Raw genomic sequence first — 18,000 nt, 5'->3', positions numbered from 1 at the left:
GTATCACGCAATGGTGGCAACCCGACCAATCGCTCTCGCATTGACTTTGAGAAACGGCGTTTCTTTGGTATCGTGACATTAATATTTTTCTAGTTCGTTTTGCTCAATTGAATAGGAGCCTGACATTGCCCGTTGTTCATTTACCTAAACCCTTTGAAAGAAAATCCCTGGTCACCATTGCCTGCACAGGCGTGTTTTGCTCGGTCGCCGCGATGTCCTCAGCCGCGGATCTGCTATTTGCTGTGCCAGATTTTCGCGACCCGCCAACGGAGCGGTTCATTGAAACCATCATGTCTGATGATGCCTTAGCCGAAGCGGGTCTCAAGCTGGATGTTTTGCCCTATTCCACGCTCGGCGGCCCGGTCGCCACAGTGCAGCAGGCCCTCAAAACCGAAGCTGTCGCTCTCTTAAGCACGGAGTTGCTTGCTTTTGTAGCGCGCAATGAAGAGAAGATCCCGACGGTTGAGATGCTCTCTGCATACGAGAAGTCGTTTTTTGGCGTAGCACCCGGTGCGGAAAGACAGGGACAGAGAGCACCCTTGGAATTGGGGGCCACGGCCTTGCTGGGTGATCTCAGCCTCTATGGTTTGGCGACATGGCCATCTTCTCCGAGCAGTGTCTTCGCTCGGCAGGCACCGGCAAACCTCGCAGATTTGCAGGGACTGAAGTTGCGCACTGCTGGAAGCGCTTCGACGGAGCTTCTTGAACAGTTGGGAGCTGTCCCTCAGTCGCTGTCATCCTCTGAGGTGTTTCAGAGTTTGGAAGCTGGCGTGATTGATGGCGCCGAAGTGCTAAGCCTGCCGGAAGGCGACCTGAGACAGTTCTATGAAGTATCTTCGGGCGGTGCACTTTATACGGATGCCAGCGCGCGAACCGGATTTTTCGTTATCGGTCAAACGGGGGCGGATGCGCTTACGGCACGACAGCTAAAAACCCTGGAAGGCGCAGCGCAAAAAGCGTCGCTGGCAGCACGAGAAACCTTGGTTGAGACGTATGAGGAGACCCTCCGGGAAGCGGAGGAATATGGGGTGCAAGTGGCCAGCTTTTCCAATGTGATTCCCGAACAAGTGTCGGTTTCTGAGCAGATTGCGCAGGCCTATGGGCTTTCCCAAGAAGAGATCCGCGACCTGATCGGTGATATCGAGATCGCTGAACCAGGTGACTCTGCCCCCCGCGCCGAGAACGATGTTTCGCGCAATGGTGCCGGGCGGCCCGCTCATCTGTTTGTGGCAACACCCCGAAATGATGAAGCCGATCACGATGTGCGACAGCGCTTCGGATATAAGATGGATGCGAGCACGCCCCTGCATTGCTTTCAGCTGAATTACACCCGCGAGGATAGCCGTCACTTTGGGGAGCCCTTCACCGGTGCGATGGCAATCAGCCCCGACGGGATGACGACAGGACATGGCGACTGTATAAAGCGGGTTTTCAGCCAGCGCCAACCGGATCAGGGGGTGACGATTTTGATCCACGGGTTCAACAACAGTTTCGAAGACGCGGCCAACTGGGCGGTCTCCGTGACCGAAGATCTGGCTATTGAGGGGGATGTCGTGCTCTGGAGCTGGCCGAGTATGGGGCAATTGTCTGGCTATGTTCGGGATCGCGATGGCGTTGATTTCAACCGCGTCTATCTGAGGTCCTTTCTGGCCACGCTGAAACTGCTTGTGGATCAAGGGCAGACCTATGACATCTCGATCATCGCGCATTCCATGGGCGGGCTTGTGGCAATGGACGCCTTGCGTTTCCTTGCGGAGCCTCCGCAACTGGGCATCAGCAATGTGGTCTTGGTAGCCCCAGATGTGCGCAAGGCGTATTTTCAGCAGACCTTGCAGCTCGGCCCGAATATCAGCCCGATTTGGTCGATCTACGCCAATTCGAACGACGTGGCCTTGCTGGCGTCTTATGGCGTGAACAGAAGCCCGGCCATTGGGCTAGGAGGCCGGTTTAGGCTGATGATGGCTGGCGTTGATACAGTTGATGTCAGCGCGTTGGACCGAGATGTGTGTGCGGTTTGGAACCTAGGCAAGGAGCGTTGCCGCAATCACACCCATGCGTTTGATGTGCAGCCTGTCGCAATTGATCTTGCAGACCTTTTAACGTCTCGCAAGCCAGCGGTGGCGCGGGGATTGATTGAAAGGCCGGCCAGTGAGGGTCTGACCTACTACGAAATCAAACCTTGAAACGTGGCTCGCGGCCCTTACCAGTCAATCATAGCCGCTACCTGCGCTGCGGTGCAGCTTCCCAAAAGCGGCCGTTTGATGCAACGTAACAATTCGCGCGACGCCGACGTATCCTAAAGCGGATTCTCGGTACTCTCTTTCTCCCGATAGAAGGCCATGCGTTGCCCATGCATTTCAAAATACCGAAGTTCCAAAATGGGGGACTCATGCACGACCTGCCGCCAACTTTGGTATCCATATTTGGCAGGCAGTTGCTCGGGATACCTTTCGACAATCCATTTGCCAGCCTCAACCAAATGCGCCCACCCATCGGCGGCGAGGGCACCGAATGCTTCTCGTAAGGCCGTCACTATACCCGAGGCATTCGACTCTACTGTGCCATCGGGAGCAATGCCGTTGTCGAACCAGTCTGCGAACTCTGCCGACTGGATAACGTTCGACATCGCCTGCTGCACGTTCTTCATCTCTTCGGCCCATTCCCGAAGCTGTGCTAAATTTCGGTCGATGCGGCTGTATGCCGTCACAAGAGCATCTTTCGCGCGACGGCATCCGTTCACGCTCCAAATGTCATGCTGCTCGATGAAATGGTGAACCAGATTGTTCCGAAGGCCTACCAATTCTCCAAGTTCCTGCTCTGCCTGAGCAAAATCTGCGTCCGATAGGCCGACTGACGTCTGCATGGCGAACCAATTGACGTTCTCTGGAGAATTGATGGGCGTGTCTTCGTCGTGACCGTTCTTATCTGCAATAACACACGTTCCAAGGAGTTCGCCAACCAAGGTGCCGAGTGTCTTACGCGCTGTGCCGTCAATTTGCGCGGCCCGAGTCCGCTCCAACTCAAGAATTGGCCCTGAGGCCCCATAATGTACCACCATCGCCTTGATTAGCCGCTCATACTGTTGCAACCGCAACATGCATCGACCCAGCAATCGCTGAACTTCACGCTGATGTGTCCGCAGGTCTTCATCGTCAAAAGTCGTCATCGTGGCATCCGGTCTCCATCCCGTTCACATTAAACATGTATCGACCGTAGAAGCGATGCTACCTATGAATTTGTCGACCCCGAAATCATTCCGTAGCTCACGGCCCAGACCGGACCTTGATGTCCGCGGCCAATGCAGGAGCGCAGCATCTGTAAAGCGGCGGTTCGCTGCTTTTGCGAAATCCGCGCGCTGTTTTTGTGCATCGCCCTCGCGGAAGAAGCAGTCGTTTTGTGCTATCGTGCGTCATTAGGTCTGAGGAAGTTGTAAAAGCGCTCCCAACCTCGTCTATGCCTTTGGGCATGACACAATCAGGACTACCGGTCGGATTTCAAGTTGCGGCACCCATTCACGATGAAGCAGCCATCTTTGAACTGACCGCGCGCTATGAAAGAGAAACGCAGACAACGCAGGTCTTTCGCCCGCCTGTCTGACGGGCTGACGCCGTGTTGCCTCTGCCAGGCTGACTTTTTAGGCAAATTCGCAGATGGGTCTGCACCATCAGACTGGCGGTGTTTCCGCCAAGCCTTTGCTCGCCGTTTCATCGGGAATGACTTCTATCGCTCGTCCGCTGAGGAAGTTGCCGAAGGTTGCCAGTGCGGGCACATGATCGCAGATGACCTTGATCAACACGAGGATCGGCACCGCCATCAATGCGCCCGGAATACCCCAGAGCCAGGCCCAGAAGATCACTGTCAGGAACACGGCGACCGTATTCAGTTGCAAGCGGGCCCCCAGCAGCATCGGCGTAAGGACCTGCCCCTCGATCGCGGTCAGCGCTTGATAGGCGATGGGGGCCAGCAGCGCATAGTAGAGACTGTCGAAATGGACGATGGCAAAGGCGCCCACCCCGATCATGCCGATGACACCCCCCAGAAATGGCAGATAGTTGAGGCAGAAGGCCGCGAGGCCCCAGACAAAGGGGTAAGGCATATCCAGAAAATACATGGCTGCGGCGATGGCAAGCCCCAGAACGGCGTTGATCGCCGTGATCGCAACGATGTAATGCGACATGCGTCTTTCTATCTCGTAAATGACCATAATAGCGCGCTTTTTGTCGCCGAAGCGGGGAAAGGACTCCACGATCTTGACATAGAACAGGTTACCTGCCGAAAGCAGGAACAGGGCCAGCACCAGACCCGCCGCGAGGGAGGTGACGAAGCTGGCCAGATTGCTGACAGCCGTGGTCAGCAGGCCGGGTTGCTGCAAAACGACTGTGGCAGCGGCATCCTCGCCGCCCTTGGCCAGATCCTCGACCTGTTTCGACGCATCCTGCACCGCGGCCACAGACTCGGTTATCCCGCGCAGTTTGTCTCGCAGTTCAAAGGAGATGCGGGGGATTTCGTCAAACCAGTTGGCGACCGATCCTCCTAACAGAAGGACGGCGACACCGATCATCCCGGCAAAGCCGAAGATCATCACAAATGCCGACAGTGGCGCGGGGATGCCGCGACGCGACAGCCAGCGCACACCGGGTCCCAGCGTTAAGGCCAGCATGAAACCCAGGACAACGGGCAGAACCACGTCCTTTGCGAAGTATATGGCGGAAAGGGTCATAAGGATGACGATAGCTGCCAACAGCCTGTTGGTTGTGGCCGTCTTGTCCATACTCTCCATGAATCTTTTCTCCGATGACCGGGATCAACCTGATCCATGCGGGTGTGGCGCAGCCTGTGGCAAGGCAATCTGACGTTGTGCCAAGTGAACTGAACTTTGATGCAGACAAATGATACACGGATATCGACGGAAAGTGAGCATCATAAACCGCCGGATAGGAGACAGTCAGATGCAGAATGCCCTACGCAACGACAATAGTTTGATCGACGCGCTCGGCCCATTGCTGCCGCTCGTTGATCGTTTCAACGTCGCATTGCAGCTTTCGCTTTGCAGCCATTCGTGCACAACGCAGCATTCTCATGGGTTCAATGACGGCAGAGCAGGACGAAGTGGGCGTTGAGTGGGTGTCAACTTCCGAGGTTGCCCGGTCACGTCCGAAAGAAATTGTCGTTAATGGGGTGGTCGCAAGCGTGAGAAGTGTCCGGGTGAGGAAGCTCAAATCATGATCGATATTGCCAATTGCAAACGCGGGAAAGGATGCATTCTCCGCACACATATGTTATATGTTGAAGACGGTGACATTCCGTGCAGTGTTTACTGAACGAGGATATTGATATGAAATCATTTCTCTTGACGACAGCCTTTGCACTCTTGGCATTTCCCGCATTGGCCGACAGTGTGACCGATGCAATTGAAGCTCGCTCGCTCGAGTTCGAAGCGGCCTTCAATGCAGGCGACAGCGCCGCTGTCGCTACTCTTTATGCGCCGGATGCGGCGATCCTGCCGCCGGGCGTAACGCGGATCGACGGCCGCGAGAAGATAGCCGCCTTCTGGGCGGGTGCTATTGAAAGCGGGCTCGCTGACCTAGACTTGATAGCAGCCGAAGTGATCGCCACCGGCGACAGTGCACTTGATGTTGGTACGCTCACTCTCTCCGCGCCGGGCGAGAACGGCGAGCGCGTTGTCGTCGCTGCCAAGTACGTGGTACATTGGATTCAGATCGACGGGATCTGGCACCTCCATCGCGATATCTGGAACCTCGGACAATAGTCTGAGCAACGTAGAGCGCTTGTCTGGAGATTGGTCATGGTGTCGGGAACGGCGGTTTCCGACCAGATCCGCCAAGGAACTCGAAGCGGCCATTCGTGCATTATGCAGCATTTTCGGGGAACGCGTGTTCAGTCAGCTGGACCAAGCGTACCCTACTAAAGCCGAGGCCTCAGTTTGAAAACCGCGCGCGCACTTCCTCGATGTCGAGCTTGTGCTCAGTCAGTCGCTCTGCTTCCCATTCGCTTCGCTCAGCCTCGAAGAAATCACCCCCGTAGATGTGCAGGGCAGCTGTGAGGCGGGGAATTGGATTGGTCACGGAATGGATGATGTCTTTGCCCATTGGGCAAACGTCTCCCGTCGACAATGACTTCGCGCCGGCTGCTTCGATCAGCCCGCCCGGATGGTCCTTAATCCGGCGCCAGAATATGTTGTCCTCTCGGCCACCGTAGATGCCTATGACGGCCCACATTGCGTGGTTGTGAGGTGGGATGGTTGTTGAAGGCTTCCAAGCCAGGTTGATAATAGTCAGCTTGGATGATTGATAGAGCGGCGTGATCCCAGGCTCACATGGTTCCCCCAGTGCTGCAAGGACTTCGGATGGATCGGACATCGCACGTCGCATGACCTCTGCTGTCGTTTTGTTCGTTGGATCTTTGTTAACCGCATCGAGGCAGTCAGCAATAAACGTGTCTATGTTAAACATTTGCATCCCTCCACCGCAGCAGAGCTTATCACAGATTCCCACATGCGTCAGCTTAGGGCTCGAGGCGGTGCAGCACGACTCTTATATCGGGTCAATGCCCGTAGCCGAAACACTCGGCCCACTCCGGCCATTGAGCTTTTGTCTCTTCCGCTGTGGTGCAGCCCGTCAGACCGGACTTTCGCTGAAGGTGCGAAACCCATGCCGGGGAGAAATCACAGCCTGCGGACTCAGCCGCCGCTCGCAAAAAGGCGAGACAACCAGTTACCAAGTAGAAAACATCAGCAGCCGAACTGCAACATCGGCCCTAATGAACTATGCCGTGTGGTCCGTGCTTCATAAAATGCCATTGACCGTAACTGTCCTTCAAATCAAGCGCGATGGCCGTAGTGCCCTTGGTCGACGCGTTGCCAACCTCGGCAACTGAAAACTCTATACCATTGGGCATGTCGATGCGCACACGGTGCTCTCCGTCGCCATGTGGCGGCTTGATCGGGCGACCGGAAGAAGTCAGCATATGGCCGATTTTCACCGATGCTGTGCGCGCTTCCATGTCGGAGGTGAAGTCGATGGCCTCAAAAACAGTGTCATGCAGCGTCGGACACATGGCGCGAAATACCCACCAGTGTGTTGCCTCCTCATCGGTCTCGCCGCCCGTGAGTACCGTCTCGAGCGCTGCGCGTTGATCAGGCGACGCCGCAGGGTCGATGATCAACTGCATCTCGCCTTTACCTTCGTGGATTGGCCCGGGCCATGCATAAAGCACCGCGACTTTCAAACCCGTAAGTTCAAGGTCTTCAAAGTGCCCCTTGGTGATCTCCATCACTTCAAAACCCCGGCAATCGCCGTGGGTCGGGTCCTCCTCGAACTGGCAGGGACATGAATAGCCGCAATTGCAGTTCCCGAATGCCGGGCCTTCGACATACCAATCTTTATGAGCCATGAGTTCTCCTTTCTTTTGGCCGTCGTCACACGGATGTGAAAATGCAGCAGAGGCCCCAACCAATGAGGAGGGCTCCTGTCAGCCTCGCGAAGAAGCGCGGTTTAGGAATGATTTTTTCGGCCAGCACGTACAGAGCAAGGCCGACAATCCAGTAAAGGTTCATGATGCCGCCGACAAAGAGCAGCGCCATCAACGCCCAGCAACAGCCAAAGCAATAGGCGCCGTGATGCATACCCATCAGAAGCGCGCCTGCGCCGCCTGTTCTGCGGTGACGTGTGAGAAAGTCTGCGGGAGAACTGCATTGTTTTAGGCAGGCCGTCTTTAGCGCTGAAAACTGGAAGAGGCCAGCCAAGATCAGCACTACGCCCGCGGCGGGACGTGACGCGAGTGTCATCATCGGCCCATCAACGAAACCCAAAGTTTCTGTTCCCCATTGTAGCCCTGCCGCCAGGAGGCTGAAACCACCCCAGATCAGAAGATAACCAGCAAGGAAGATCAGGCTGAGTTTCGTCGCCGATGCGCGTTCTGAACCATACCGTTTCAGTGCAGTGTAGAGCAAAAGCGTTGGCGTGGCACTTGGCGTCATCATGGCAATCATCATGACCCACCACATCAGAAAGATGAGCAGCGCAGCACTCAATGTCCAAGGCTGCAATCCACCCATTGCCATAGGTTCGCCGATCGGACCCGCCATCTTAGTCATGTCCAGCGCAGACATGTTCATGCCGACGCCGCTAAATGTGTAAAGACCGGCCAACAGGACGATCATAGTAACGGCGCCCGCCACCACCCAAGTGTCGCGCGCCATAATCCTTTCGAAGGGCCCTACGGAACCAATCATCACAGATCTAACGTTATGCGGCGACGCGGCCTTGGCCGGTCAGGTGCAAGCTTGCCATATGTGCGTGGGTGCCTGTGTTCTTGTTCAGGTCTAGATCACCACCAGAAGTCTTGGTCTGACCCTTGGCCATTTCGGCAAACCCGAACTCGAAACCGTGGGGCAGCCTGATGCCGATGCGGTGCGGCTCCCCTGTTACGATGTTCGGAATTGGCTCTGCATTAATTTCGAAAATGCCCTGGGCGACTCCTTTGCCTACGCGATCCTCACTGTTCATATCCAAAGAAACCGGTGCGTAGATCGTTTTATGCTTGTTTGGGCTCATCGCGCCAAAGACAAACCACATGGTGGCCATTTCTTCCGTATCGGCCCCGGTCATGATCGCTTCGAGCGCTGCGCGCTGATCGGCATCCGCATTGGTGTCGATAATGAGCTGCATGTGGCCATTCCCTTCGTGAATTGGGCCAGGCCACTTATAGACACCCGCCGCCGTCAAGCCGTCGAGTGACGTGCTCCCGTAGTGCCCTTTATGGATTTTGTAGACAACTGCTGCTTCGCAAGTGCCATCTGTAGGCAAGACGCCAAATTGACAAGGACATCCGAAATTACAGTTACAGTTAGCGAGCTCTTCGCCCCTTATCTCCCAGTCGATCATAAATCCTCCTCCTTGGATTAACTGCTGCCAAAGCTGGCAAAGCTGTGTTTTGCTCGAAGGTTTGCAGATCGCTACGTTTATTAAATTTACTTATTTTTAGGCCCGATCTTTGATGCGAATGATAACGTAAAATTGGTCGTGTGTCATCAATATCGAAATGGGCGAAGATGAGGTTCCGTCATGGGACTGCCATGGGCTCACAGCCGTCTCGCGGCAGTGCCGGATGGTGCCCAGAAAAAACGCCGGTCGAATGTCTGCTTCCAACTTCTCAGACGGTTTGCTTCGCGACTGCGGAAAACGGCCGCTTCCCGCCCTTCCCAACGAACGCTGCGTCGCGGCAACAAGATCAGATCGCATCTTTGCCGGTGATGAGATACATTTGGATTTCAGAGTCATCTGGTTGAGCGTGACTAGCATCGAAGTCAATTTTCGACTGCTCAAATTCTTCCATCGAATTAGTGGCTTACGACCTGAACACCAAAACAACGTAGTCATCAGGTTCGGAGAATAACAGCCCGTAGAGAATGCGTGTGCGCCTTTCTGGGCGTGGGCCGGTGAACAGCCCAACGCGCATAACCCTCTAAAACAACGGGAAAATCCGGCCTCAGGCGGATCGGGAGAACCGTTTTTCAGGGTCAAGTGGCGGAGCGGGAGGGATTCGAACCCTCGAGACGGTTCCCCGCCTACACACTTTCCAGGCGTGCGCCTTCGACCACTCGGCCACCGCTCCATCGGGCGCGTTCTAGCCGCAGGGGGGCGGGGTTTGCAAGGGGGAGTTTGCGCAGGCAGGCGGGAAAAAATTGGGGTGTCGCTTTGACGCTGATTGCCGCAAGGTTCTGTCGGAAATTTGTCAGGGCTGCCGCTTTTTGGCATTTCGGGGGTAGATCGCTTTTGTAACCCTGCCCCTCAAGCATAAGGCAAAGGCAGGACAGGCTGTGACGGGTTATGATTATGTTATCGTCGGCGCAGGCTCGGCTGGCTCTGTGCTGGCGGACCGGCTGAGCGCGAGCGGGCAGTATTCCGTCCTGATCCTCGAAGCTGGTGGTCGGGGACGCAGCCCTTGGATCGCCCTGCCCCTTGGCTATGGCAAAACCTTCTTTAACGAGCGCGTGAACTGGAAATACGAGTCTGAGCCAGAAGAGACACTGAACGGTCGCCGAGGCTATTGGCCACGCGGCAAGACCGTGGGCGGATCGGGCGCAATCAACGCGCTGGTCTACGCCCGAGGCCTGCCGCATGATTTTGATGACTGGGAGGCTGCCGGCGCTACCGGCTGGGGCTGGGAACAAGTCCGCCAAACCTATGAGGCACTGGAGACCCTCGTGGCTCCTGATGGAGCGCGGCGCGGCAACGGGCCGATTACGGTGCAGGATGTGTCGGATCAGATCCATCCGGTGAACCGGCACTATTTCGCAGCGCTTGACGAGCTGGGCCTGCCCCGCGCCGAGAACATCAACGACCCTGCGGGCGAAGGGGGCGCGGTCTACCGGATCAACACGGCAGGCGGTTTGCGCAATTCCTCGGCGCGCGCCTGCCTCAAACCGGCGCTGAAACGCAGCAATGTGACGCTGGTGATCGGCGCCTTGGTGGAGCGGATCGCCTTTGACGGGACAAAGGCGGTGGCGGTGCACTATCGGCGCGGCACCCAAGCGCATGTGGTGCGGGCCAGACGTGAAATCATCCTGAGCGCCGGGGCTGTCACCTCGCCGCGCCTTTTGCAACTCTCGGGGATCGGCCCTGCCGACCTCTTGCGGCAGCATGGCATCACACCGCTGCGCGATTGCGCCGATGTCGGGGGCAATTTGCAGGATCATCTGGGGATCAACTATTATTTCCGCGCGACAGAGCGCACGCTCAACAACGATCTGGCCCCGTTCATGGGCAAGGTGCGGGCGGCGTTGCGGTTTGCGTTGACGCGGCGCGGGCCTCTGGCCCTGTCGGTCAACCAATGCGGTGGATTCTTTCGCTCAACGCCCGGCCAGAACCGGCCCGATCAGCAACTCTATTTTAACCCCGTAACGTATACGACCACACCCGCGGGCACCCGGTCTGTGGTGCGGCCTGATCCCTTTCCAGGCTTTATTATCTGCTTTCAACCCGCGCGCCCGACCAGCCGGGGGCGGATTGACATCAGCGGTCCCGATCCAGAGGCCCCGCCTCTGATCCGACCCAATTCGCTGGCGACCCAAGAGGACTGCGCGCAGGTGATAGCCGGGGGCAGGCTCTGTCAGCGGCTGATGTCCACAAAGGCGCTCGGCGGTCTGGTGGAGAGCGCGATGTACGAGGACCTGCGGACCATGGACGACGCCGCCCTCCTTGCGGATTTCCGCAAGCGCAGCGGTACGGTCTTTCATCCGGTGGGCACCTGCCGGATGGGTTGGGATGCCAGTCACTCTGTGGTCGATCCGCGTCTCAGGGTGCATGGCGTGACAGGGTTGCGGGTGGTCGACGCCTCGGTGTTTCCCAATGTCACCTCCGGCAATACGAACGCTCCCACGATGATGTTGGCGTGGCGGGCGGCAGATCTGATCCTCGAGGATGCCCGAGCGCCACTTTAAATCGCAGCAGAGCGGTGAAATACCTGATTTTACCACTTAAATGCGTCGTTCGGCGATTGTCACCTGCCCTGAAATTCCCGATACTCGGGCGCAACAGCATGCCAAGGACAGGCCAGACCGTGACCGCAAGAGAGCACGACCACCACCCCGGCCCGAGCACGCCGGAATTTCAACGTATTCGCACTGTGGCACAGATCATCATTGCCTTTGCGGTGGTGCTGTTTTTGTTGGTCCAAGCGCGGTTCCTGCTGATCTCGTTGGCCACAGCGATTATCCTCTTCAGCCTGACGTCGGATGCGATCAATTCTATTGCCCGCCTGCGGCTCGGTCCGGTGCGGGTGCCCAACTGGCTGGCCAGCATTGTGGCCTTGCTGCTGATCTCGGCGGCGCTGCTCAGCCTCTCGGCGGTGATCCTGTCGCAGCTCAACACGGTGCTGTCGACGACGCTGGCCTATACCGACCGCGCGCCACAGGCGATGTCCGCAATGGTGGCATGGTTGGGACCGGATGCCGAAAAAGCGGTGTTCAACGCGGTGGCGACGCTGGATGTGGCAGGGTATCTGCGCACCCTGGCCGGGCAGGCTGGCGGCCTCATGCAGGCCACGGTTCTGGTGATCCTCTTCGTCGGCTTCCTCTTTGCCGAACGCATCTGGTTCACAACCAAGCTCGAGAGCCTCTTTGGCGATGCAAAACAGGCCGAACGGGTGGGCCGGATCGTCAGCTCCATCATTCACCGCGTGAACTATTACCTTCTGGTCAAAACCCTCGTCAGCGTCGTGACCGGCCTCATGGTTTACGGTGTCGCGCGCTACTTCGCGCTCGATCTGGCCGGGGCCTTGGGGATTCTCACCTTCGTGCTCAATTACATCCCCTCGATCGGCTCGATCGTGGCGACGGTGCTCGTGGCTCTGGTGGCCTATGTGCAATTGGCCGATGGCACCCTCGCGCTGGTGATCTTTCTGATCGTCGGGATCATCCAATTCTTGAACGGAAACATCATCGACCCGATGCTCATGGGCCGCGCGCTGCGGGTCTCCTCCTTTGGCATCATCATCAGCCTTGCCTTCTGGGCGGCGGTCTGGGGGATACCGGGGATGTTTCTGGCAGTGCCGATTATGGTGGCCCTGATGATCGTGTGCAGCCATGTGCCGGGACTCCGCGCCATCGCCATCCTGCTGTCCCGCGAAGGGCTGCCCGAAACCGATCAGGATCTGGATGCGCCGGCCCGCAGGCGTGGGTGAGGCGTAAAGCGCTGACCTGAGGCGATGTTTCTTTTCGGGAAATCCGAAGCAGCCTTTCAGCGCCTGAAAAAACCGGATCGCCGCCCCGGCAAATCCCTTGCTCCACGTCGCTGCACGGCCCATTCCTCATACGAAAGGAGACCCTGCCATGTCGATCACCCCTTTGAAAACCGCCCCCGGAGAGCCGCCACAGACCGCGCATGACGTGGCCGATACCGTCCAGATCATGCTGGCCCGGCTGCGCACCGGCGGCGCGCAGGTGGCGCTGGAATATGCACGGCACCTGGATGGCTGGCCCGGGGCAATCACGGTCACGCGCGCTGAAATCGACGGGGCAATCGCCCGCGTACCGCAATCGCTCAGGGATGATATCGCATGGGCGCATGACAATATCTCGCGCTTTGCCGCTGCACAGCGCGCCACGGCACAGGATATGGAGATCGAATTGCGTCCCGGGCTGCGCGCCGGTCAGCGCCAGATCCCGCTGCAGGCTGCAGGCTGCTACGTGCCCGGCGGGCGCTATAGCCATATCGCCTCGGCGCTGATGACCATCGGCACGGCACGCGAGGCTGGTGTCGCCGATATCACCGCCTGTTCGCCCCCCTGCGGCAATCAGGGGATTCCCGATGCCATGCTCTATGCGATGGATCTGGCCGGAGCCACGCGCATCCTGACCATCGGCGGGGTGCAGGGCATCGCCGCCATGGCCCTTGGCCTCTTTGGTGCGCCCGCGGCGGATATTCTCGTCGGTCCCGGCAATGCCTATGTGGCCGAGGCCAAGCGGCAACTCTTTGGTCCCATCGGCATCGACATGTTCGCAGGCCCGACTGACAGCCTGATCCTTGCCGATGACACGGCCTGCGCCGAAACGGTCGCCGCGGATCTGGTCGGACAGGCGGAGCATGGCGCGAATTCACCGGTCTGGCTTGCCACCACTCACGAACCCTTGGCCAGATCGGTGATCTCCCGCGTGCCCACCCTCATCACCAGCCTACCGGAGCCAAATCGAAGCGCGGCTGCCGCCGCGTGGCGCGATCTTGCAGAAGTCGTGCTCTGCGACACCCCCGAGGATATGGCGCAATATGCAGATCAAAAGGCACCCGAACATTTGCATGTGCAGGCGCGCGACCTGCCGTGGTGGCTGGGCCGCCTGCGCGTCTATGGCTCGCTCTTTCTGGGCGAGACCACCACCGTCGCCTTTGGCGACAAGGCGGCGGGGCCCAACCACGTCTTGCCCACCTCTGGGGCCGCGCGGTATACAGGGGGGCTATCTGTGCATAAGTTCCTGAAAACCGTCACGTGGCAAGAGGTGGACGAGCGCGCGCTGCCTGATCTCGCGCGTGTCACGGCCAGCCTGAGCCGGGCCGAGCGGATGGAAGGCCACGCGCGCAGCGCCGACATCCGTTTGACCACCGCACCCGTCGCGGCAACCTCCACAGGGTAAAGTCCAAGCTATGAAAACTGTTGGCATTCTCGGGGGTATGGGCCCCGAAGCGACCATTCTTCTGATGCAGAAACTGCTGGCCGCCGTGCCTGCACGCGACGACAGCGATCACATTCCGCTGATCGTTCACCAGAACCCACAGGTTCCCAGCCGCATCAAGGCCCTGATCGAGGGCACAGGAGAAGACCCCGGCCCGACCTTGGCGCGCATGGCGCGGGATCTCGAGGCAGCGGGTGCGCAGGCACTGGCGATGCCCTGCAACACCGCGCATCATTATGCGCCAGCCGTGGTGGCGGCCACATCCCTGCCGTTTCTCAATATGTTGGACCTCACGGCCGCTGCGCTCGTCGCCCAAGGCGCGCGCCGGATCGGCATGCTCGCCTCGCCTGCGACGCGGCTTGCGGGCGTCTTTGCTGCGCCCTTTGCCGCCCACGGGCTGACACCCGTCTTCTTGCCTGACGACAGCGATCTTCTGACGCTCATCCGCGCGGTCAAAGCCGGAGAAGTGGCTGCGTCCCTCAAACCCCGGCTCACCCATGAGGCAGAGGCGCTCTTGGCCGAGGGGGCGGATCATTTGCTCGTGGCCTGTACGGAGCTGTCCTTGATGACAGACGCCCTGCCCCGGACGGCCCCGCATACCGACAGCTTGGATTGCCTGACCGTTGCAATTGCGCGTTTTGCACAGAATGGAGCGCCGCAAGAGCGCCTCTGAGGGCTCTCAGCCGTCCAGATGCAGATAGACCCGGCGGTTCTGGCGGCCCTTCTTTTCGAATTTGCCCAGTCTGAGCCGTCCGATCTCGCCGGTGCGCGCCACATGTGTGCCGCCGCAGGGTTGCAGATCAACCTGGTCTCTCCCCTGCCCAATCCGCACCAAGCGCACCCGGCCAGAGCCCATGGGCGGTGCCACCGACATGGTCTTGACCAGTCCCGGATTGGCGCGCAGTGCGTCATCGGTGATCCAGTCTTCTGTCACTGGCAGATCCCGGTCTACCAGTTGATTGAGATAATCCTCAAGCGTGTCACGGTCGGTCGGCGCCTCGGGCATATCGAAATCAAGACGGCTGCGTTCCTCGGCGACGGCCCCGCCCGAGACGGGCAATGGGATCACCACCGACAAGAGGTGCAGCGCCGTGTGCATACGCATCAGGCGGTGCCGTCTTGGCCAGTCGATCGTTTGCCGCAAAGCTGTTCCGACGGCTGGCAAAGGCTGCGGCTCTGCCGCGACAAGGGCGATGGCCGCACCGTCGGCCTTGACCGCCGTGGCAATCGGCAGGCTACGCCCCCGCCACTCGAGCCGCCCACTGTCGCCCGGCTGCCCACCACCGGTGGGATAGAACAGGCAATGGTCCAGCACAATGCCCCCCTCCGGCGTGTGGGCGGTCACGACCGCCTCGGCCTCGGTCTGATAGGCATCCTGCCGAAAGAGCGCTATGGTCATCGCCCATCCCCCCCACCGTCGCCGTCAACATCGCCTTCGGTCAGGCCGGCTGGCGCGCGGCTGGTCTGGCCTTCGGCCTCAACAGGGCGCTCTTGAGGCGTGCTTGTTGGGGTGCGAAACCAGATATCCTGTTGCGGGAATGGGATCTCGATCCCCTCCTCGGCAAAGCGGCGCGCGATTTCGTGGTTCATGTCGGATTTCACGCTGGCCACCCAATTCACATCGCGCAGGATGGCGCGGATCTCGAAATCCAGCGAACTTGCCCCGAAACTCTGGAACAGCACCGTCGGCGGCGGCTGCATCAGCACCATCGGATGCGCCTCGGCCACCTCGCGCAGGATCCCTTCCACCCGGCGCGTGTCTGTGCCATAGGCCACGCCCACCGGCACAATCACCCGGCCCACGGTATTGCCTCGGGTATAGTTCGTCACCGTGCCACTGACGAAATCGGCATTGGGCACGATCACATCGGTGCGGTCAAAGGTCTCGATCCGGGTCGAGCGCACCGAGATCGAGCGCACATAGCCATGCTGGCCGCCCACTTCGATCCAATCCCCTTCCGAGATCGGTCGCTCGATCAACAGGATGATGCCCGAGACAAAGTTGGACACGATGTTCTGCAGACCGAAACCGATGCCCACAGAGAGCGCACCGGCCACGATGGCTAGCGAACTGAGGTCAATGCCGGCACTGGTGATCGCGATCAGCGAAGCAAGGAATATCCCGATATATCCGACGCCCGACACAATGGCATTGCGCCCGCCCATATCGAGTTTGGTCTTGGGCAGGATCGAGTTCTTGAGTGTCCCCTGAACCAACCGCGTGAGCAAATAACCGATCGTAAAGACCGCCGCGAGCGTGAGAAACCCGGTGGGCGAAATGGTGATGCCGCCAAAGCTGACGCCTTGGGTAAATTGCAACCACGCCTCATGCAGCTGTGCAGGCCGCGCCCCCCAGATGAGGGCAAAGATCGGCACCGACGCCAGCACAAAGACAAAACCGAGCAGCACTGGAAAGAGCGACTCCTCGGCGTTCTGCGAATTGCCGCGCAGCATGATGTAAACTTCGGTCAGGATGCGTTGCAACAGCAGCAGGGCCGCGATCATCATCAGCGACAGCAGCGCAGGCAGCATCATCGCCTCGGCAGCAGCCACATACCCGATGGCGGCCAACACGGGCGCAAGGATCGCCAAGGCCCAGAGCACGCGGGCCAGAATACGCACCAGTTTGCTGCGGAACCCAAGCTCGGTTTCCACCTCATCCGCCGTGGCGCGGTTGTGCTGCATCAAGAGCCGTGCCAGTCGCCACAACAGCAGCGACGCCACAACCATGATCGGGAAAATCAGAACGTTTCTCGCCTCTTCGGACCATCCAAATCCATTGGCAAGATCCTGAACATAGGCAAAACCCCCAATCACGAGGCCCAGCATCGCCCCATAAAGCCGCCCGGCATAGCGCTCGGCGGTCTCGAGGTTGAGCAGGGACATTTGCAGGTCGTCACGTGGAAAGACACGCAACGCCAACCAGCGCGCCAAGAGGAAAATGAAAATCGCCGACGGGATGGACCCGATCACCAAAAGCCCCTTAGAGCCGAGCAATCCGGTCAAAGCCGCCGCAGCAACCAAAGCGATGGTGCCCAGATAGGGCAGCAGCCAGTCCCCGAGCGATATGGCAAAGGCAGAAAGACGCCGTCCTGCGGTCGGGGTCGATCCCAGAACGCGCGCGTAAAGACGGGTCGTCCAGATACGTCCCCGGCTGATCAGGAAAATCCCGATCAGACAGAGAACAAACACGCCCGGCAGACTGCCTTGGAACCGTTCCCGGCGAAAGGCGCTCTGCCAGTTGGTGGCGGTTTCTGCACGCAACGTCTCTACAGTGCGATAGAGCGTCTTGACCGCCTCGGGCCAATGCAATGGATTGACGGGCGACGGACCAAGGCGCAACAGAGCCTCGGTCTGGCGGTTGCTGATCACCCGGTCAATCGCGCTCACCAGCCCTTCGGCACGGCTGCGGGCCAGTTCAGCCAGCTTCACCGGAGCCTCGAGCCGCGCAAGGCGGCGCTTCAATTCCTCGCGTTGTGCAGAGATGTCTTCGGGTTCTTCGCCGCTTTCAGGCACCGGCCCAAGCGAGTCAATCTGACTGCGCACCGTGGCTATCGCGGCGGCGTTGCTGCCTTGCATGTCCACGAATTGCTGACGCCAGCCATTGACCTGACTGCGCAGGCTTTCGAGATCTTCGGTCGAGGCATCGCCATTTGCGAGCATGTCGTCGGCGCTGGTCGCGAGATCTTCCCAGGCGACGTAATCAGGAGCGTTCGGGCTATGTTGGCCCTGCGCCAGACCGGATGGGACGTGACCAACCGCCGCGCTGAATGCCAGGCAGAGGATCAGGCCAAGTTGCCGCAGCATCCGTG

Annotated in this window: 14 protein-coding genes and 1 tRNA gene; 6 read left to right on the top strand and 9 right to left on the bottom strand. The window is 59.0% G+C overall.

Going from position 1 to position 18,000, the window contains the following annotated elements; genetic code table 11:
- Positions 1–125: 125 nt before the first annotated feature.
- Positions 126–2,183 (top strand): TRAP transporter substrate-binding protein DctP, encoded by a 2,058-nt coding sequence (gene dctP, locus VR71_RS06780; protein WP_296429998.1) that lies wholly within the window; start codon positions 126–128, stop codon positions 2,181–2,183.
- A gap of 113 nt (positions 2,184–2,296) precedes the next feature.
- Here dctP and VR71_RS06775 read toward each other — a convergent pair whose 3' ends face one another.
- Both VR71_RS06775 and VR71_RS06770 read right to left on the bottom strand, forming a co-directional pair.
- Positions 2,297–3,166: an OST-HTH/LOTUS domain-containing protein gene (locus VR71_RS06775; RefSeq protein ID WP_296429996.1), complete on the bottom strand. Its 870-nt coding sequence runs from the start codon at positions 3,164–3,166 to the stop codon at positions 2,297–2,299.
- Between the two features lie 498 nt (positions 3,167–3,664).
- Complete coding sequence (locus VR71_RS06770; protein ID WP_045682296.1) at positions 3,665–4,780, bottom strand: AI-2E family transporter; 1,116 nt, start codon at positions 4,778–4,780, stop codon at positions 3,665–3,667.
- Between the two features lie 555 nt (positions 4,781–5,335).
- Between VR71_RS06770 and VR71_RS06765 the strand changes: the two genes are divergently transcribed.
- Complete coding sequence (locus VR71_RS06765) at positions 5,336–5,770, top strand: SgcJ/EcaC family oxidoreductase (RefSeq protein WP_296429993.1); 435 nt, start codon at positions 5,336–5,338, stop codon at positions 5,768–5,770.
- Between the two features lie 169 nt (positions 5,771–5,939).
- Here VR71_RS06765 and VR71_RS06760 read toward each other — a convergent pair whose 3' ends face one another.
- The 5 genes from VR71_RS06760 to VR71_RS06740 form a co-directional block, all read right to left on the bottom strand.
- Entirely contained in the window at positions 5,940–6,473 is a 534-nt protein-coding gene (locus tag VR71_RS06760; RefSeq protein ID WP_045682327.1) for a hypothetical protein, read from the bottom strand.
- A 304-nt stretch (positions 6,474–6,777) separates the two neighbouring features.
- The gene (locus VR71_RS06755; RefSeq protein ID WP_045682294.1) at positions 6,778–7,413 is read right to left on the bottom strand and encodes a DUF1326 domain-containing protein; all 636 of its coding nucleotides are present in this window, start codon (positions 7,411–7,413) and stop codon (positions 6,778–6,780) included.
- Between the two features lie 25 nt (positions 7,414–7,438).
- Entirely contained in the window at positions 7,439–8,221 is a 783-nt protein-coding gene (locus tag VR71_RS06750; protein WP_296429992.1) for a DUF2182 domain-containing protein, read from the bottom strand.
- A gap of 46 nt (positions 8,222–8,267) precedes the next feature.
- The gene (locus tag VR71_RS06745; RefSeq protein ID WP_045682290.1) at positions 8,268–8,906 is read right to left on the bottom strand and encodes a DUF1326 domain-containing protein; all 639 of its coding nucleotides are present in this window, start codon (positions 8,904–8,906) and stop codon (positions 8,268–8,270) included.
- A gap of 640 nt (positions 8,907–9,546) precedes the next feature.
- Positions 9,547–9,636: transfer RNA gene (locus VR71_RS06740), tRNA-Ser, on the bottom strand.
- 205 nt (positions 9,637–9,841) lie between these two features.
- Here VR71_RS06740 and VR71_RS06735 point away from each other — a divergent pair.
- From VR71_RS06735 to VR71_RS06720, 4 genes are all read left to right on the top strand, one after another.
- Complete coding sequence (locus VR71_RS06735) at positions 9,842–11,464, top strand: GMC family oxidoreductase (protein ID WP_045682288.1); 1,623 nt, start codon at positions 9,842–9,844, stop codon at positions 11,462–11,464.
- Positions 11,465–11,649: 185 nt separating this feature from the next.
- Positions 11,650–12,705, top strand: coding sequence for an AI-2E family transporter (locus VR71_RS06730; protein WP_045682286.1), 1,056 nt, complete (start codon positions 11,650–11,652; stop codon positions 12,703–12,705).
- Positions 12,706–12,853: 148 nt separating this feature from the next.
- Complete coding sequence (gene hisD / locus VR71_RS06725) at positions 12,854–14,149, top strand: histidinol dehydrogenase (protein WP_009818758.1); 1,296 nt, start codon at positions 12,854–12,856, stop codon at positions 14,147–14,149.
- Positions 14,150–14,159: 10 nt separating this feature from the next.
- Complete coding sequence (locus tag VR71_RS06720) at positions 14,160–14,861, top strand: amino acid racemase (protein WP_045682283.1); 702 nt, start codon at positions 14,160–14,162, stop codon at positions 14,859–14,861.
- Between the two features lie 6 nt (positions 14,862–14,867).
- On the opposite strand, the gene VR71_RS06715 is transcribed toward VR71_RS06720, so the two are convergent.
- Positions 14,868–15,587, bottom strand: a complete 720-nt coding sequence (locus VR71_RS06715) for an alanyl-tRNA editing protein (protein ID WP_045682281.1) — start codon at positions 15,585–15,587, stop codon at positions 14,868–14,870.
- On the bottom strand, positions 15,584–17,995 hold the full coding sequence (locus VR71_RS06710; RefSeq protein WP_045682279.1) for a DUF3772 domain-containing protein: 2,412 nt from the start codon (positions 17,993–17,995) through the stop codon (positions 15,584–15,586). Before VR71_RS06710 ends, VR71_RS06715 begins: the two co-directional genes overlap by 4 nt.
- Positions 17,996–18,000: the final 5 nt, after the last annotated feature.

The sequence above is a fragment of the Roseovarius sp. BRH_c41 genome, from assembly GCF_000961715.1.
Classification (GTDB): Bacteria; Pseudomonadota; Alphaproteobacteria; order Rhodobacterales; family Rhodobacteraceae; genus Roseovarius.
This window is presented reverse-complemented; position numbering and strand designations above follow the sequence as displayed.

Bases quoted from the DNA above. Each gene is read 5' to 3' on its own strand.
- VR71_RS06755 (WP_045682294.1), bottom strand. From the start codon at position 7,413: ATGGCTCATAAAGATTGGTATGTCGAAGGCCCGGCATTCGGGAACTGC.
- VR71_RS06770 (WP_045682296.1), bottom strand. From the start codon at position 4,780: ATGGAGAGTATGGACAAGACGGCCACAACCAACAGGCTGTTGGCAGCT.
- VR71_RS06775 (WP_296429996.1), bottom strand. From the start codon at position 3,166: ATGACGACTTTTGACGATGAAGACCTGCGGACACATCAGCGTGAAGTT.
- hisD (WP_009818758.1), top strand. From the start codon at position 12,854: ATGTCGATCACCCCTTTGAAAACCGCCCCCGGAGAGCCGCCACAGACC.
- VR71_RS06715 (WP_045682281.1), bottom strand. From the start codon at position 15,587: ATGACCATAGCGCTCTTTCGGCAGGATGCCTATCAGACCGAGGCCGAG.
- VR71_RS06765 (WP_296429993.1), top strand. From the start codon at position 5,336: ATGAAATCATTTCTCTTGACGACAGCCTTTGCACTCTTGGCATTTCCC.
- VR71_RS06720 (WP_045682283.1), top strand. From the start codon at position 14,160: ATGAAAACTGTTGGCATTCTCGGGGGTATGGGCCCCGAAGCGACCATT.
- VR71_RS06745 (WP_045682290.1), bottom strand. From the start codon at position 8,906: ATGATCGACTGGGAGATAAGGGGCGAAGAGCTCGCTAACTGTAACTGT.
- VR71_RS06760 (WP_045682327.1), bottom strand. From the start codon at position 6,473: ATGTTTAACATAGACACGTTTATTGCTGACTGCCTCGATGCGGTTAAC.
- VR71_RS06750 (WP_296429992.1), bottom strand. From the start codon at position 8,221: ATGGCGCGCGACACTTGGGTGGTGGCGGGCGCCGTTACTATGATCGTC.
- VR71_RS06710 (WP_045682279.1), bottom strand. From the start codon at position 17,995: ATGCTGCGGCAACTTGGCCTGATCCTCTGCCTGGCATTCAGCGCGGCG.